At 71.7% G+C, this 16213-nt stretch carries 15 protein-coding genes and 1 pseudogene; 12 read left to right on the top strand and 4 right to left on the bottom strand.

The genetic code is table 11. The features are described from left to right. The first annotated feature begins 150 nt into the window (after positions 1 to 150). Positions 151 to 2070 carry an AMP-dependent synthetase/ligase gene (locus tag ACIA73_RS20790; RefSeq protein ID WP_399440080.1) on the top strand — a complete coding sequence of 640 codons (1920 nt, stop codon included), beginning with the start codon at positions 151 to 153 and terminating at the stop codon, positions 2068 to 2070. An 8-nt stretch (positions 2071 to 2078) separates the two neighbouring features. On the opposite strand, the gene ACIA73_RS20785 is transcribed toward ACIA73_RS20790, so the two are convergent. Next, the gene (locus tag ACIA73_RS20785) at positions 2079 to 2927 is read right to left on the bottom strand and encodes an ABC transporter permease (protein ID WP_399440079.1); all 849 of its coding nucleotides are present in this window, start codon (positions 2925 to 2927) and stop codon (positions 2079 to 2081) included. Beyond that, on the bottom strand, positions 2924 to 3919 hold the full coding sequence (locus ACIA73_RS20780; RefSeq protein WP_399440078.1) for an ABC transporter ATP-binding protein: 996 nt from the start codon (positions 3917 to 3919) through the stop codon (positions 2924 to 2926). The genes ACIA73_RS20785 and ACIA73_RS20780 overlap by 4 nt, the downstream gene beginning before the upstream one ends. Before the next feature lie 133 nt (positions 3920 to 4052). Between ACIA73_RS20780 and ACIA73_RS20775 the strand changes: the two genes are divergently transcribed. The 6 genes and pseudogenes from ACIA73_RS20775 (at position 4053) to ACIA73_RS20750 (ending at position 8878) form a co-directional block, all read left to right on the top strand. Further along, positions 4053 to 5312, top strand: coding sequence for a sensor histidine kinase (locus ACIA73_RS20775; RefSeq protein WP_399440077.1), 1260 nt, complete (start codon positions 4053 to 4055; stop codon positions 5310 to 5312). Further along, positions 5309 to 5974: a response regulator gene (locus tag ACIA73_RS20770; protein ID WP_399440076.1), complete on the top strand. Its 666-nt coding sequence runs from the start codon at positions 5309 to 5311 to the stop codon at positions 5972 to 5974. Before ACIA73_RS20775 ends, ACIA73_RS20770 begins: the two co-directional genes overlap by 4 nt. Before the next feature lie 62 nt (positions 5975 to 6036). Then, a pseudogene (locus tag ACIA73_RS20765) lies at positions 6037 to 6171 on the top strand (pentapeptide repeat-containing protein); the annotation flags it as partial. Between the two features lie 72 nt (positions 6172 to 6243). Next, a complete protein-coding gene (locus ACIA73_RS20760; protein WP_399440133.1) occupies positions 6244 to 6873 on the top strand; it encodes a TOPRIM nucleotidyl transferase/hydrolase domain-containing protein in 630 nt (209 codons plus the stop codon). Beyond that, positions 6870 to 7379 (top strand): fibronectin type III-like domain-contianing protein, encoded by a 510-nt coding sequence (locus ACIA73_RS20755; protein ID WP_399440075.1) that lies wholly within the window; start codon positions 6870 to 6872, stop codon positions 7377 to 7379. The genes ACIA73_RS20760 and ACIA73_RS20755 overlap by 4 nt, the downstream gene beginning before the upstream one ends. Positions 7380 to 7468: 89 nt before the next feature. Continuing rightward, complete coding sequence (locus tag ACIA73_RS20750; protein WP_399440074.1) at positions 7469 to 8878, top strand: NAD(P)/FAD-dependent oxidoreductase; 1410 nt, start codon at positions 7469 to 7471, stop codon at positions 8876 to 8878. Positions 8879 to 8921: 43 nt separating this feature from the next. Here the strand turns inward: ACIA73_RS20750 and ACIA73_RS20745 are convergent, their stop codons facing one another. Beyond that, the gene (locus ACIA73_RS20745) at positions 8922 to 9809 is read right to left on the bottom strand and encodes a sigma-70 family RNA polymerase sigma factor (protein WP_399440073.1); all 888 of its coding nucleotides are present in this window, start codon (positions 9807 to 9809) and stop codon (positions 8922 to 8924) included. A 194-nt stretch (positions 9810 to 10003) separates the two neighbouring features. Here ACIA73_RS20745 and ACIA73_RS20740 point away from each other — a divergent pair, with 194 nt between their 5' ends. After that, on the top strand, positions 10004 to 10498 hold the full coding sequence (locus ACIA73_RS20740) for a carboxymuconolactone decarboxylase family protein (protein ID WP_399440072.1): 495 nt from the start codon (positions 10004 to 10006) through the stop codon (positions 10496 to 10498). A 34-nt stretch (positions 10499 to 10532) separates the two neighbouring features. Here the strand turns inward: ACIA73_RS20740 and ACIA73_RS20735 are convergent, their stop codons facing one another. After that, on the bottom strand, positions 10533 to 11603 hold the full coding sequence (locus tag ACIA73_RS20735) for an ATP-dependent DNA ligase (RefSeq protein WP_399440071.1): 1071 nt from the start codon (positions 11601 to 11603) through the stop codon (positions 10533 to 10535). Positions 11604 to 11708: 105 nt separating this feature from the next. Here ACIA73_RS20735 and ligD point away from each other — a divergent pair, with 105 nt between their 5' ends. The 4 genes from ligD to ACIA73_RS20715 all read left to right on the top strand — a co-directional run bounded on the left by ligD (position 11709) and on the right by ACIA73_RS20715 (position 16170). Further along, complete coding sequence (ligD, locus tag ACIA73_RS20730) at positions 11709 to 12782, top strand: non-homologous end-joining DNA ligase (protein ID WP_399440070.1); 1074 nt, start codon at positions 11709 to 11711, stop codon at positions 12780 to 12782. Then, positions 12779 to 13903, top strand: a complete 1125-nt coding sequence (locus ACIA73_RS20725) for an ABC transporter permease (protein WP_399440069.1) — start codon at positions 12779 to 12781, stop codon at positions 13901 to 13903. The genes ligD and ACIA73_RS20725 overlap by 4 nt, the downstream gene beginning before the upstream one ends. Before the next feature lie 224 nt (positions 13904 to 14127). After that, on the top strand, positions 14128 to 14397 hold the full coding sequence (locus ACIA73_RS20720) for a WhiB family transcriptional regulator (protein WP_399440068.1): 270 nt from the start codon (positions 14128 to 14130) through the stop codon (positions 14395 to 14397). A gap of 138 nt (positions 14398 to 14535) precedes the next feature. Beyond that, the gene (locus tag ACIA73_RS20715) at positions 14536 to 16170 is read left to right on the top strand and encodes a GMC family oxidoreductase (RefSeq protein WP_399440067.1); all 1635 of its coding nucleotides are present in this window, start codon (positions 14536 to 14538) and stop codon (positions 16168 to 16170) included. Positions 16171 to 16213: the final 43 nt, after the last annotated feature.

The raw sequence follows: 16213 nt of genomic DNA, 5'->3' as shown, positions 1-16213 counted from the left end.
ACTTTCGAGTAAGCCTACGGATCCGTAGGTTGTGTGACAAGAGTGGCCCGGAGTGCAGTCAACTCCCCTTTTCCTTAAGTAAGTTGACCCCTCCGGGGGGTCGGGAGCGCCCCGGGGATCCACAGTCGCTGGATGATCCAAGGAGCCGTCATGGGCGTACGCAAGGATCTCAAAAAAGCGCGGCAGCGTGGCGATCTCGTCGATCGCGTCACCGTGGAACTGACGCGCGAGCAGGGAGTGGTGCGTGAGGCGTACACCCCCGCGCTCGCGCCCGCCGCCACCACCGGAAGCACTGCCGACATCCCCCACGACAACGCCGCCGAGGTGCCGGACGCGGTGGTGATACGCCGCAAGGACCCGCGCACCGGGCAGTGGCGGCCCGTCACCGCCGCCGCCTTCGCGGCCGAAATCACCACCGCCGCGCAGGGTCTGATCGCTGCGGGGCTGGAGCCCGGTGACCGGGTCGTCGTGATGAGCCGCACCCGCTACGAGTGGGCCGTTCTCGACTTCGCGATCTGGGCGGCGGGCGGCCGGAGCGTGCCCGTCTACGCAACCTCCTCGGCCGCGCAGGTGGCATGGATCCTCCAGGACTCCGGTGCCCGCCTGGTCTTCGCCGAGACCGCCGACCACACGGCGACCGTCGCACGGGCGGCAGCCGAGCTGGACGTACACCCGCGCACCTGGACCCTCGACGACGGCGCCCTCACCCAACTCGCGTACGAGGGAGAGGGGATCGGCGCCGAAGAGGTCACCAAGCGGCGTGCCGCCCTCACCCCCGACACCATCGCCACCCTCTGCTACACCTCCGGGACCACCGGCCGCCCCAAGGGCTGCGTCCTCACCCACGCCAACCTCCTCGCCGAAGCCGGCAACACCGTCAAGCTCCTGCACCCCGTCTTCGAGGCCGTCACCGCGCAGGCCGCCTCCACCCTGCTCTTCCTCCCGCTCGCCCACATCCTCGGCCGCACCATCCAGATCGCCTGCCTCCTGGCGCGGATCGAGCTCGGCCACTGCCCCAGCATCAAACCCGATGAACTGCGCCCCGAATTACAGCAGTTCAGGCCGACCTTCATCGTCGGTGTGCCCTACCTCTTCGAGAAGATCCACGACACCGGGCGGGCCACCGCCGAGAGGATCGGCCGCGGCGCCTCCTTCGAGCGGGCCGACCGGATCGGGGTGCGGTTCGGTGAGGCGTACCTCGCGAAGTTCCTCGGCACGGGGAAGGGGCCAGGACCCGGCCTGTATGCCGGGTGGGCGCTGTACGACCTCCTCGTCTACCGGCGCATCCGCAAGGAACTCGGCGGCCGGCTGCGGTACGCGATCAGCGGCGGCTCCCCGCTCGACCGCCGCCTCAACCTCTTCTTCAACGCCGCCGGAATCGTCATCTACGAGGGATACGGACTGACCGAGACCACCGCCGCGGCCACCATCGTGCCGCCCCTCTCGCCCCGCCCCGGCACCGTCGGCCGGCCCGTCCCCGGCACCGCGATCCGTATCGCCGACGACGGAGAAGTACTGATCAAGGGCGGCATCGTGTTCGGGTCGTACTGGAACAACCCGGTCGCCGGCGGTGAGGTGCTGCGCGACGGCTGGTTCGCCACCGGCGACCTCGGCAGCCTCGACGACGACGGATACCTCACCATCACCGGCCGCAAGAAGGACGTCCTCGTCACCTCCGGCGGCAAGAACGTCTCCCCCAGCCCCCTGGAGGACCGGCTGCGCAGCCGCCCGCCGGTTGGCCAGTGCCTGGTGGTCGGCGACAACCGCCCCTACGTCGCCGCCCTCGTCACCCTGGACCCCGACGCCCTCCAGCACTGGCTGGCGGTGCGCAAGCGGCCGCGCGACACCCCCGTCGCCGGTCTCCTGGACGACCCCGCGCTCCGCGCCGACGTGCAGAAGGCCGTGGACTACGCGAACGAGGAGGTGTCCCGGGGCGAGTCGATACGTCAGTTCCGCCTGGTGGCAGGGGAGTTCACCGAGGAGAACGGGATGCTGACCCCGTCCCTCAAGGTGAGGCGACGGGCCGTGGAGGCGGCGTACGAGAGCGAGATCGAGGGGCTGTACCGGTGACCGGGGCCTCACAGATCCCTGCGGTGCACGAGCCCCAGTGCGAGCGTCGCCGCGACGAGGCACCACACCGCCAGGACGATCCACGAGTGGGTCTGTGAGGGGGTGTAGGGGGCGGCGAGGTGCCAGGCCGGGGGTATGTCGGAGAGGTTCTTCCAGGCGTTGAGCGGCATGGCGTGCTTGACGGCGGCCGTCCAGGGGTCGTTCTGGCTGAGCAGCTCCGGCACCAGGATCAGGACCAGCGTGCTGCCCGCCACGGTGGCGGCGGCGTGGCGCAGCAGCACGCCTATTCCCAGGCCGACCAGGGCGCTCACCGGAGCCAGCACCGCCGAGGAGGCCAGGGAGCGCAGTACCCCGGGTTCGCCGAGGCTCACGCCGGCACCGAACCCCGAAAGGATCGTCTGGGACACCGCGAACGCGGCCGCCACCACCAGCACCCCGAAGACGGTCGTGACCGCGGTGAGGATCGCCGCCTTCGCCGCGAGGAGCGAGCGGCGGGCGGGGACAGCGGCAAGTGTGGTGCGGATCAGGCCACTTGAGTACTCGTTGACCACGGTGAGTGCGCCGAGGGTGCCGACGATCATCATCAGGACCATCGCCGAGGCGAGGGGGAAGGCGTCCCGGATCGCCCAGGTGGGGACGAAGTTGTCGCGGATGCCCTGCGGGTAGCCGGGCCAGTTGCGGCCGTCGGCCGCGGCGGCGTTCGCGCCGATGGCGACGACGATCACGGCGGTCACCGGGTACGCCCAGCGGTTCGCGCGCAGGGCCCAGAGCTTGGCCCACTCGGCTGCCAGGAGATCGCGGAAGCGGACCGGGGAGGTGACGGCGGCAGGGGCGGGCGCGCCGAGTGCGGCAGTCATCGGGCGGCTCCTGTCTCGGGACGGGACGTGGTGGACGAGGGGTGGGAAGTGGTGGTCGTGGGGTGGGATGCGGTGGTCAAGTGGCGGGACGTGGGGGTCGAGTACTCGACGCTGTCGGCGGTCAGTTCCATGAACGCCTCCTCCAGCGAGGCGCTGCGGGTGGCCAGTTCGGACAGGGCGATGCCCTGCCGGGCCGCCAGCTCGCCGATCCGGGCGGCCGGGAGGCCGGTCACCGTCAGCAGCCCGTCGGGGTCCGCCTCCACGGAGGCACCCTCGGCCGCCAGGACGGGGGAGAACGCCGCCGCGTCGGGGGTGCGTACCGACACACTCGCCCGGGTGCCGCGCGCGGCGAAGTCGGCCACACTCTCGGCGGCGATCAGCTCACCCCGCCCGATGACGACCAGCTGCTCGGCGGTGTTCTGCATCTCCGACATCAGATGGCTCGACACGAACACCGTCCGCCCCTCGCCGGCCAGCCGCCGAAGCAGCGTGCGCAGCCACAACACCCCTTCCGGATCGAGCCCGTTGACCGGTTCGTCGAACAACAGCACGGGTGGGTCGCCGAGCAGAGCACCCGCGATCCCGAGCCGCTGTTTCATGCCCAGCGAGAACCCGCCGATCCGCCGCCGCCCGGCCTGGGCGAGGCCGACCTCCTCCAGTACCTCGTCCACCCGGCGGCCGGGAAGACCGTTGCTGCGGGCGAGCACGGACAGATGGGCGCGCGCCGAGTACCCCTTGTGCACGTCCTGGGCATCGAGGAGGGCCCCGATGTGCCGCAGCCCGCGCGGGCGGTCCCGGAAGCGGCGGCCGTCGACAAGGGCGGTCCCCGAGGTCGGTTCGTTCAGTCCGAGGATCATCCGCAGAGTGGTCGACTTCCCGGAGCCGTTGGGGCCCAGGAACCCGGTGACGTGCCCCGGGCGCACGGTGAAGGACAGACCGCGCACGGCGGTGGTCCTCCCGAAATTCTTGGTGAGTTCGCTGACTTCGATCACGTGCTCCACGGTGCCGGTGCGGCCCCCGGTCCGGCATCGGCCCGGCGGCCACCTTCGCGCAGGTGGGGGCAGCCCGTGGGCGTACGCCCCGGGGCCAATGACCGGCGGCCCCTGCCCCCGTACGATCGGCCGCATGTACGAGGAAAAGGTCCCCCCGCCCCCGCCGCGGTGGCACCTCGCACCGGCTGCCAGGACCGCCCTCGCGTGGGCGGGGGCCGTCATCTACCCCGTGGTCCTCTACTTCACCATGTGGAACAGCCGGAGCCAGTCGGTCGGCCTCCAGTTCGTGCTGCCCGCCCTGCTGGCCGTGCTGCCCGTCGGACTACTGCTCCGGCGCCCGTTGCCCGCGCTGGTTTCCGTGGCGGTGGGCACCTTCGCGGCCGGGACCGCGGTGCCCACCAACTGGGTGGAGTTCCCGCGCGGATACCCGGTCCCGGCGGTGGAGATCGAGTCGGAATGGGCGGTGTACTCCCTGCTGGTCTCCGGGGCGCTCGCCGTGGGCATCATCGCGGCCACCCGGCCCGTACGGGCGGCCCTGGGCGCCGCCGCCGCGGTGTTCGCGGCCCAGGCAGCGGCTGCCCCGTACTACACCCTGGCTTCCTACAGCTTCACCGGCACTCTGGTGCTGCACCTCCTCGTCCTGCTCGTCGCCGGGGTGACCGGCTACTCACTGGGGGAACGACGCCGGCACGCGGGTGCCCTCGCCGCCCAGGCCGCCGCCCAGGCCGTCACCGCCGAACGGCTGCGCATCGCGAGGGAGTTGCACGACATGGTCGCCCACAGCATCGGCATCATCGCCATCCAGGCGGGCGTCGGCAGCCGCGTCATCGACACCCAGCCCCAGGAGGCCCGCAAAGCGCTGAGCGCCATCGAGACCACCAGCCGCGACACCCTGTCCGGGCTGCGCCGGATGCTCGGCGCCCTGCGGCAGGCCGGGCCCGGCGGCGTACCCGCGGGATACCAGCCGGAAGCGGTGCCGCTCGACCCCGCGCCGGGGCTGGCCGACCTCGACCGGCTGGCCGCGACGACGGCCGCCGCGGGGGTACGGGTCGATGTGGAGTGGGTGGGGGAGCGCCGCCCGCTCCCCGCGGACCTGGACCTCTCCGCGTACCGCATCGTCCAGGAAGCGGTCACCAATGTGGTCCGGCACGCGGGCACCCGCAGCTGCCGGGTGACGGTCGCGCACCGGGAGGCGGAGATAGCGGTGGAGGTGGTGGACGACGGGCGGGGCAGCGGCAGACCTCCGGGTGCCGGGTACGGCCTGGTGGGGATGCGGGAGCGGGTCGCGTTGCTGCACGGTGAGTTCACTGCGGGGGTACGTCCCGGTGGCGGCTTCCGGGTGGCCGCGCGGCTGCCGCTGCCCGCCGGTTCGACGACGGCGGCCGGCCGATGACCGTACGGGTACTGCTCGCCGACGACCAGCCCCTCGTACGGGCCGGGCTGCGCGTCCTGATGGCCGACACACCCGACCTCGTGGTCGTCGGCGAGGCCGGGAACGGGGCCCAGGCCGTCGCCATGGTGCGGGAAGTGCACCCGGATGTGGTGGTGATGGACATCCGGATGCCCGGCACCGACGGGATCGAGGCCACCCGCCTCGTCACTGCGGGCCATCCGGAGGTACGGGTTCTGATGCTCACCACCTTCGACGACGACGCGTATGTGCACGGCTCGCTGCGCGCCGGGGCGAGCGGGTTCGTCGTCAAGGACATGGCACTGGAGGAGATCCTCGCCGCGATCCGCATCGTCGCCGCGGGGGACGCGCTGATCGCCCCGAGCGTCACGCGACGGCTGATCGCGGAATTCGCCGCCAGACCCGAACCGGGCCTCGCCCCGAGACCGCGGCCCGTCCTCAACGGGGTCACCGAACGGGAGCGGGAGGTGCTGATCCAGGTCGGCCGCGGGCTGTCCAACAGTGAGATCGCCGCCGCGCTCTTCATCAGCGTCGCCACCGTGAAGGCCCATGTGGCACGGCTGTTCACCAAGCTCGGTGCGCGCGACCGGGTGCAATTGGTGATCATCGCGTACGACACGGGGCTGGTCGCCCCGCCGACGTGAGACCGGATCTCCGGCCCCGCGAGGTCCGGTAAACCTTTTGACGTGGCTGCGACACTGGCCCGGTGGACGAGACGAAACAGAGGCACGGGCACGGGGCAGAGCAGACGCACGACGCGGACCTGCACGACGCGGACCTGCACGACGCGGACCTGCATGGCGCGGATCGGCACGAAGCGGACCTCCATGACGCGGATCGGCACGGAGCGGACCCGTACGACGCGGACCGGCAGGCGGGCAGCCGGGACGACGTAAGCCGCTTCCGGGCCGCGATCGTCACCTGGGCGGCCGGTGGCGGCCGTGCCGACGAGGCCGCCGCCACGGCCCGGGGGCTGGCCCGGGGCTCCGGACCGCGCACGGTCGTCCTCGTCGAGGGAGTCAGCGACCGTGCCGCCCTGGAGGCGCTGGCGGTGCGCCGGGGGCTCGACCTGGATGCGGCGGGGGTGTGCGTCGTACCGCTGGGCGGGGCGACCAGCATCGGCCGCTTCCTTGGACTGCTCGGACCGCAGGGGCTCGATCTGCGGGTCTGCGGACTGTGCGACGCGGCCGAGGTGGGCTTCTTCCGGCGCGCCCTGGAACGCGCGGGGATCGGCAGCCCCGACACCCACGAGGAGCTGGCCCGGCTGGGATTCCAGGTCTGCGACGCGGACCTGGAGGACGAGCTGATCCGGGCGCTCGGCGCCTCGGGCGTCGAACAAGTCGCCGACTCCCAGGGCGATTTGAGGTCCCTGCGCACCTTCCGCAACCAGCCCGCCCAGCGCGAGCGCACCGAACACCAGCGCCTCCGCCGCTTCATGGGCACCACCTCCGGACGCAAGGAGGCCTACGCCCGCGCCATGGTCGACGCACTCGACCTCAGAAGTGTGCCCCGGCCGCTCGACGATCTGCTGGCCTGCCTGTGAGAGCCTCGCCCGGACACCACGAGAACACCGGCCGCCCCCACGACCCCCAGAACCCGCAGAACACCTTCATCACCGGCTACCTGGACGTCGACCGCACCCCGCAGTTCCCCTTCGGGTACGGGCTCGGCTACACCACCTTCGAGGTCGGCGCCCCCAGGGCGAGCCTTGCCCGGATCACCGCCGCCGACCTGCGGCGCGGCGCAACCTTCGAGGTCGAAGTGCCGGTGCGCAACACCGGCGGACGCCAGGGTGACGAGGTCGTCCAGCTGTACGTCCACGACCCGGTCGCCACCCTCGTCCAGCCGGTCCGCAGACTGCGCGGCTTCCGACGGGTCACCCTCGGCGCGGGCGAGCGCACCACGGTTCGCTTCGTGCTCGGAGCCGAGGACCTCGGGTTCTGGACCAACGCGCTCGACGGGCGGTTCGTCGTCGAACCCGGCGAGATCGTGCTGTACGCCGGAAACAGCTCCACGGCGCGCGCACGCTGCACGGTGACCGTGGCGTGAAGCCTCCGGAATCCGCCGCCTCGTGAGGCAGGATGCTCCCGGGAGAGTGCTGAGCCGTCCGAGAGCAACTGCTGTGAGGAGCACGACACATGACCGACTTCGCGGTGATCGGCGGCGGCATCGCCGGACTGGCCTCGGCCCTGCTCCTCGCCCGGCGCGGCCATCGCGTCACCCTCTTCGAACGCGACGCGCGCGCACCCGGCGACGACCTCGACGCGGACTTCTTCGACTGGCCGCGCCCCGCCACCGTCCCGCAGGCCACCCAGCCGCACACCCTGATCGGCGCCGCCCGCGCTGTGCTGCGCGACGAACTGCCCGATGTGTACGCGGAGTTGCTGCGCCGCGGGGCGGCCGAGTACCACGAGCTTGACTGGTACGGGGAGCGGCGGCCGCCGGCCAGGCCGGGCGACGAGGACCTCGTCATGCTCCAGACCCGGCGGATCCTGGTGGAGTCCGTCCTCACCGACGCGCTGCGAGCCGAGGCGCACGCGACTGTGCGCTACGGGGTGCGGGTGACCGGCCTGGTCGTCGAGGGCGGTGGCGAGGTGCCCCGGGTGACGGGGCTGCGTACCGGCGAGGAAGTCCACCCGGCGGACGTGGTCATCGACTGCGGCGGGCGCCGGGTGAACACCGGGGACTGGCTGGTCGAGGCGGGGTGCAGGCCGCCGGTGGTGGAGCGGCACCGGACCGGTGTCGCCTACTTCTGCCGGTGGTACCGGCGGGCGGAAGGCCCACGGGAGCCGGTGCAGGGCGCGTTGGCGCTGGCCGGTGGGTCCTTCGGTGGCTGTGCCGTCTTCCCGTCCGACAACCGGGTATTCGGGGTCGCGCTCTTCCTGCACACCGACGATCCGACGCGTACGGCGCTGCGCGACCCGGCCGTCTTCGAGACGGCGGCCCGGTCGTTTCCGTCCGGCGCCGACTGGCTCTCGCTGGACGTCGAACCGCTGTCCGAGGTGTTGCCGATGGCCGGGCTCGACAACCGGTGGAGTGCGCTGGTCGACGAGCAGGGGCCGGTGGTGCGGGGGCTGCTGGCCCTGGGGGACAGCTTCATCCACACCAACCCCACCATGGCGCAGGGGATCTCGCTGGCGCTCTGGTCGGCGCGGTGGATGGCGGGGCGGGCGGCCGAGGGAGCGGACCTGGCGAGTGCGGAGTTCGCGGCGGAGTACCACGCGTGGGCGGTGCGCACGCTGAAGCCCTGGTTCGACGTGCAGGTGCAGACGGACCAGGGGATCGGGGAGCGGTTCGCGGAGCGGTCGACGGAGGTGCCGGCCGGGATGGCGCGGCAGCGGGCGGCGATGTTGGTGTGCGGGTTGCGGGATCCGGTGGTGGGGCGGGCGCGGTCGAGGGTGCGGCACTTGGTGGCGTTGCCTCGGGAGGCGTACGGGGATCCGGAGGTGGTGCGGCACTTGGAGGAGTGGTTGGCGGGGCGGCCGGACTGGGTGCCGGGGAGGGTGGGGCCGAGTCGGGAGGAGTGGGAGAAGATCACCGGGCGGTGAGGTGAGGGGGGCGGGTGCCCGACCGGGGTACAGACACAGGCACTTACGCGCCCAAGCGGGTCAGGTCGAGGCTTGCCAGGCGGGTGGGGTCGGAGAGGATGTCGATGGTGGCGATGCGGCCTTGGGTGACGGTGAAGCCCATGACGGAGATGAGTTGGCCGTCGACGGTGTTGAGGAGGCCGGCGAGGCCGTTGACGGAGACCGGGCGGGTGGTGGCGCTGGTGGCCATGCGCCGGAAGGTGGCGGCCTGAGCGGCCACAGCCGTAATGCCCCGGATGACCTTCATCCCGCCGTTCAGCGCGCCGGCATCGGCACGCAGCACCACCTCCGGGTCGAGGACGGCCAGCAGCGACTCGAAGTCCCCACTCCGCGCGGCAGAGAGAAACGCCTCCACCACCCGACGCTGATCGGCTGGGTCGGGATCGGGCGCAGGGGCCGCACCACGGATCCGCAGCCGCGCCCGGCTGGCGAGCTTCTTGGCCGACGCCGGAGTGCGGTCCACGAGGGGCGCTATCTGCTCGAACGGCAGCCCGAACAGGTCATGCAGCACGAACGCCAGCCGCTCCGCCGGGCTCAGCGACTCCAGCACCACCAGCAGCGCGAGGCCCACCGAGTCGGCCAGCATGACCTCCTGCTCCGGGTCGACGCCCCGCTCCTCGCCGATCACCGGGTCGGGCAGCCGGTACTCCAGCGGCTCCTCGCGCCGTGACTTCCGCGACCGCAGCAGATCCAGACAGACCCGGCCCACCACGGTGGTCAGCCAGCCGCCCAGGTTGTCGATGTCACCGGAGTCCGACCGGGCCAGCCGCAACCACGCCTCCTGGACCGCGTCCTCGGCCTCCGCCGACGAGCCGAGCATGCGGTGGGCGACCGCGGTGAGACGGGGGCGGTGCCCCTCGAAACGGTCGGCCAGGAAGTCATGGGCCTCCACGGTGCGATTCCTCTCTCCGGGGGTTCTTCGACGGTGTCGTACGGATGACGGACGGGGCGTCGAAAAGGTGACCGCCGCGGACCGGTCACCTCTGCCGGATGTGATCCGTCATGCCAGTAACACCACGTCGAAGCACCCGAGTTGAAGCACCCGAGTTGAAGCACCCGAGTTGAACCCCGGAAGGAAACCACACCATGACCACCACGAACGCCCGCACCGAGTCGCGACTGCCCAACCCGGTCCAGTTCGTCCCCGAGCTCGATGACATCGGCGGCGCGTTGTTCAAGGCGACCGCGAACGGTTCGGTGCCGAGGACCACCATCAGCCTGGTCCAGCTGCGGGCCGGCCAGATCGTCGGCAGCGACTATCTGACCGCGCGGCACACCGGCGGCCTCCGCAGGGCCGGGGAGGCCGAGGAGCGGGTGGCCGCTGTCGCCTCCTGGCAGGGCGCTTCCCTCTTCACCGACGCCGAGCGCGCCGCCCTGGCGTTGGTGGACGCGGTCCTCACCGCGAATTCCGCCGGTGAGCGCGTCTCGGACCAGCTCTACGCCCAGGCGTCCGCCCACTACGACGACAAGGCCCTCACCACGCTCGTCCTGGCCATCAGCCAGGTCTGCTTCTTCGTCCCGCTGGCCCTGATCGGCAAGCCCCTGCCCGGCGTGTCGGCGAAGGACCAGTGGCGGCAGTAGGAGCCCCGCACCCCGGCCCCTCGGGCGCAGGTGCTCAGAGCACGCCGCCCAGCACCTCCGACAGGTCGTAGCCGACCGGTTCCTCCAACTGGTCGTACCGGCAGCTTGCCGGGTCCCGGTCCGGGCGCCACCGGCGGAACTGAGTGGTGTGGCGGAAGCGGGTGCCCTGCATGTGGTCGTAAGCCACTTCGGCCACCCGCTCCGGCGCCAGCGCCACCCAGGACTTGTCCTTGCCGCCCGACCAGCGGTTCTGGCTGCCCGGGAGGCGGTTCGTCTCGTGGGCGGACTGGTCCTCCCAGGCCGCCCACGGGTGGTCGGCCGGGGAGTCCAGACGCAGCGGGGCCAGCTCGCCGACGAGTTCTCTGCGGCGCTGCATGGTGAAGGCGGAGCAGGCCCCGGCGTGCTGGAGGACGCCCTCGGCGTCGTACAGGCCGAGCAGCAGTGAGCCGACCGCGTCGCCCGCCGTCTTGTGCAGCCGGTAGCCCGCGACCACGCAGTCGGCCGTGCGCTCGTGCTTGATCTTGTACATCAGGCGGGCGTCGGGCCGGTAGGGGAGGGTGAGCGGCTTGGCCATGACGCCGTCCAGGCCGGCTCCCTCGAAGCGTTCGAACCAGAGCTGCGCGACCTGGGGATCGGTCGTCGCGGGGGCCAGATGGACCGGCGGACCCGCTCCCTCCAGTACGTCGCGGAGAGCCTTGCGCCGCTGCTCCAGGGGAACGTCGAACAGCGCCAGGTCCTCCAGGGCGAGCAGATCGAAGGCGACGAAGCTGGCCGGGGTCCGGTTCGCGAGCAGGGCGATCCGGGAGTCCGCCGGGTGGATGCGCTCGGAGAGCCGCTCGAAGTCCAGCCGGCCGTCCTGGGCGACGACGATCTCGCCGTCGATGACGCAGCGCGGCGGCAGCTCGGCGAGCAGGCCCGCCACCAGCTCGGGAAAGTAGCGGGTCAGCGGCTTGCCGGTACGGGAGCCGATGACGATCTCCGGGCCGTCCCGGTGCACGATCGCCCGGAATCCGTCCCACTTGGCCTCGTACTGCATGCCCGGCGGGATCTTCTTCACCGACTTCGCCAGCATCGGCTTCACCGGAGGCATGACCGGAAGGCTCATCCGGTGTGGGGGCTCGGAAGGTTTCGGGGGTTTTTGTGCCATAAGTCTGACCCTGCCTGATCCTCCGATATGCGGCATATGTAGGCTCGGCCTACCGTGGCGCACATGGGCAAGACGGGCGAGGCGATCGAGCTGGAAGCGGGAGGGCGCGCGGTGCGACTGTCGAGCCCGGACAAGATCTATTTTCCGGAGCGCGGTTTCACCAAGCGCGATGTCGCCGAGTACTACCTGGCCGTCGGCCCCGGCATCCTGCGCGCCCTGCGCGAGCGGCCGACCACCCTGGAGCGCTTCCCCGACGGGGTGGAGGGCGAGTCCTTCTACCAGAAGCGGGCCCCGAAGAAGGTGCCCGAGTGGCTGCCGACCGCCACCATCGCCTTCCCCAGTGGCCGTACCGCCGACGAGGTTTGCCCGACCGAGCTCGCCGCCGTCCTGTGGGCCGCCAATCTGGGGACCCTGACCTTCCACCCCTGGGCGGTACGCCGGGAACGCCCCGACCACCCCGACGAACTGCGCATCGACCTCGACCCGCAGCCCGGCACCGACTTCACGGACGCGGTGCGCGCCGCCCACCGGCTCCGCGAAGTGCTGGAGGAACACGGACTGCGCGGCTGGCCCAAGACTTCCGGCGGGCGCGGGCTGCATGTGTTCGTGCCGATCGAGGCGCGCTGGGACTTCACCGCCGTACGACGTGCCGCGATCGCCGTCGGGCGGGAACTGGAGCGGCGGATGCCGGACGCGGTGACCACCGCGTGGTGGAAGGAGGAGCGCGGGGAGCGCATCTTCGTCGACTACAACCAGACCGCCCGCGACCGCACCATGGCCTCCGCCTACTCGATCCGCCCGAAGCCCCACGCGCCGGTCTCCGCACCGCTGCGGTGGGAGGAGCTGGACGACGTACGCCCCGAGGACTTCGACGTGGCGACCATGCCCGCCCGGTTCGCCGAACTCGGCGACGTACACGAGGACATGGAGCAGCACGCCTTCTCGCTGGACTCGCTGCTGGAGCTGGCGGAACAGGACGCGCACGACCGGGGGCTCGGCGATCTGCCGTACCCGCCGGACTACCCCAAGATGCCGGGCGAGCCGAAACGGGTCGCCCCGAGCCGCGCCAAGCGGACCGAGAAGACCGAGAAGACCGAGAAGACCGAGAAGAATGACGAGGGTGAGGGCGCGGGATGAGCAGCGAAACACCGGCGGCGGAGGGGCAGTCGGCCGGAGGCGGGGACGCCGGTGGCCATCCGCACGGCGCGCACGGCCGGGTTCCTACCGGGGCGGAGAAGTGGGAGGGGTTCAAGCAGACGCCGTTCCTGCCCGCGACGGTGCTGGTGTTCATCCTGGCGATCGCGGCCGGGCTCTTCGCCGGTTCCTACACGTACACGATGGCCAACCCCACCCCGCACCGGATCCCGGTGGCCGTGGCCGGTGACCCCCAGGCCCCGCAGATCAGGGCCATGGTCGCCGGGACGGACCAGGCGCTGCCCGGCTCGCTGGAGGTCACCGACTATCCGACGTACCGGCAGGCCCGCGAGGCGATGGACGAGCAGCGGGCCTTCGCGGTGCTGCGGGCGCAGCAGCGCGGTGGGCTGACCCTGGACGTGGCGGGCGCTTCCGGCGCCTCGGTCGCCCAGCTGCTCGCCGAGACGGGGCTGAAGGTCGGCAAGGCCACCGGTGTCGAGGTCACCGTCAAGGACGTCAAACCGCTCCAGAAGGGCGACCCGCGCGGCCTCGCCCTCTTCTACATCTCACTCGCCGCAGTCATCATCGGATTCGTCGGGGCTATTCAACTCAGCGTCCACGCGAGGGGGTTGAACCCCGCCGAACGCATCGGGTTCACCGCCGCCTACGCACTCCTCGGCTCCTTCGCCATCGCCGCGGTGGTGGACTGGCTGCTGGGCGCCCTGGACCTGCCGTTCGTCGAGTCCTGGCTGATCCTCGCGCTGACCATGTTCACCTCGGGGATGGTCTTCACCATGTTCAACACCATGATGGGACGCTGGGCGATGCTGCCGACCTGGGGCCTGATGGTGCTGCTCGGCAACCCCTCCTCCGGCGGGGCCGTCTCCTGGCCGCTGCTGCCCTCGCTGCTCGGCCACATCGGTCAGTGGCTGCCGCCGGGCGCGTCCGTCAACGCCCAGCACACCGCCGTGTACTTCCAGGGCCACCAGCACCTCAAGCCGTTCCTGGTCCTGGCGGCCTGGTCGCTGGTGTCCTGCACGGTGTTCTGGGTGTGGCGCCACCGGCACCCGGGCGGGCGCGACCGGGCCCCGGCGCACGCGGGCGGGGCCGCGGCGGCCGCTTGAGGGTCCCGCACGGGACGTGGAAGTACGACACGTGGAAGTACGACACGTGGAAGCGGCGCAACGCTTTGGGAAATCGGCGTCGGGGTGCTGCAATGCCGGGGTGCTGGAGCGACGGGGTGCTGGAGTGGGCGGGGTGCTGGAATGCCCGGGCCGCCGGGTCCGTCCGCTGAGTCGTTGAACGCTCGTTGATCAGGTGTTGATCGCGACCGGGCACGGTGAATGCCATGTCGATCGAGACCATTTCCCGAAGCCTCAGCGCCACCGGGAGCGAGCTGTCCTGGCAGGACGGCGCCCTGTGCGCCCAGACCGGACCGGAGTTCTTCTTTCCCGAGCCCGGCAGCTCCACCCGCGAGGCCAAGCAGCTCTGCGGTGCCTGCGACATGCGCGCCGTGTGCCTGGAGTTCGCCCTGACCCACGACGAGCGGTTCGGTGTCTGGGGCGGCTTCTCCGAGAAGGAACGCCAGGAGATGCGGCGTTCCGACGCCACCCGGTGACCACCCCTTGGCCGTGACGACCCCCTGGCTGTGACGACGCCCCGGCAGTGACTACCCCCTGGTAACCCCGGCCCACTGCGGTCATGCTGGGGGCCGAGCAGTCGACGCCGTGTCCAACAGTGATCCAGGGGAGCCGAGTTGAGCCGCCGCCAGAACGCCCGCAAGTCCGGTGCCAGCCCTGTCTACGACTACCTCGTCGTCGGCGCCGGCTCGGCGGGCTGTGTGCTCGCCGCCCGGCTCTCCGAGGACCCCACCGTGCGTGTCGCACTCATCGAGTCCGGCGGCCCCGACCGCCGTACCAAGCCGGAGATCCGGATACCCGCCGCCTTCCCGAAGCTGTTCGGGACGCCGTACGACTGGAACTTCCACACCTCGAAGCAGGAGGCCCTCGACGGGCGCGAACTCTACTGGCCGCGCGGCCACATGCTCGGCGGCAGCTCCTCCATGAACGCCATGATGTGGGTGCGCGGCCACCGCGACGACTACGACGCCTGGGGAGAGGCCGCGGGCCACGAGTGGTCGTACGACGAGTTCGTACGCTACTTCCGGCGGGCCGAGCGATGGACCGGACACACCCCGGCGCACACCGTGTACGGCACCGCAGGGCCGCTGTTCATCTCACCGCCGCGTGACCCCAACGCCCTGACCGGCGCCTTCATGGACGCCTGCCGCGAAGCGGGCATCGACGAACTGCCCGAGCTCAACGGCCCCGACCACAGCGGCTGCGCCCTCACCCCGCTCAACCAGCGGCGCGGCAGACGCTGGAGCGCCGCCGACGGCTATCTGGCCCCGGCCGGGCGCCGCCCCAACCTCGACATTCTCACCGGCGCCCGGGTCCGCAGGCTGCGCTACGACGCGGCCGGCGAGCGGATCGTGGGCGTGGAGGCCGACGGCGTCCCCGGCGCCCTCACCGCCCGCCGCGAGGTCATCCTCGCCGCAGGCGCCATCGGGTCCCCGCACCTGCTGATGCACTCCGGGATCGGCGACCCCGACACCCTCCGCGCAGCCGGCATCACCCCGCGCGTCACCTCGCCCGAGGTCGGCCACAACCTCAAGGACCACCTCTCCACGGCCGTCACCATGCGCTGCACCTGCCCGACCACCCTCACCGGCGCCGACACCCCCGCCAACCTCGCCCGCTTCCTGCTCGCCGGGCGCGGCCCGCTCACCTCCAACGTGGCCGAGGCCGTCGCCTTCGTCCGCAGCGCCCCCGGCCTGGACGCCCCCGACCTGGAGTTGATCTTCGCTCCGGTGCCGTTCATCGACCACGGCCTGACCCCGCCCACCGAACACGGGCTCACCATTGGCGTGGTCCTGCTCCAGCCCGCCAGCTCGGGGCGGATCACCCCGGCCGGATCCGATCCGGCCGACGGGCCGCGCATCGACGCCGGTTACCTCACCGACGAGGCCGACCTGCGGCGGATCGTGGCGGGAGTGCGGAAGGCGGAGAACCTGTTCACCGGCCGCGCCCTGTCCCCGTACACCAGCGGACCGATGGGCCACTACCCGGGCGTCGTCGGCGACGACGAGCTGATCGCCTCGCTGCGCGGTTCCCTGGAAACCCTCTACCACCCCACCGGTACCTGCCGGATGGGCCGCGACCGGGGTTCGGTGACCGACCCCAGGCTGCGGGTCAGGGGAGTGGCCGGACTGCGCGTCGTGGACGCCTCGGTGATGCCCAACATCACGCGCGGGCACACCCACGCGCCGACGGTGGCACTGGCGGAGAAGGCGGCGGAGCTGGTCAGGGAGGATGCGCGGCAGGGGAGTTGAGGGGGCTGAGGGCCTGGAGGGGCGGGCGGGGGCGCCGGGGCGG

The organism is Streptomyces sp. NPDC051561 (assembly GCF_044454195.1).
Lineage (GTDB): Bacteria > Actinomycetota > Actinomycetes > Streptomycetales > Streptomycetaceae > Streptomyces.
Note: the sequence above shows the minus strand (reverse complement) of the source record. Positions and strands in the feature narration are given on the sequence as shown.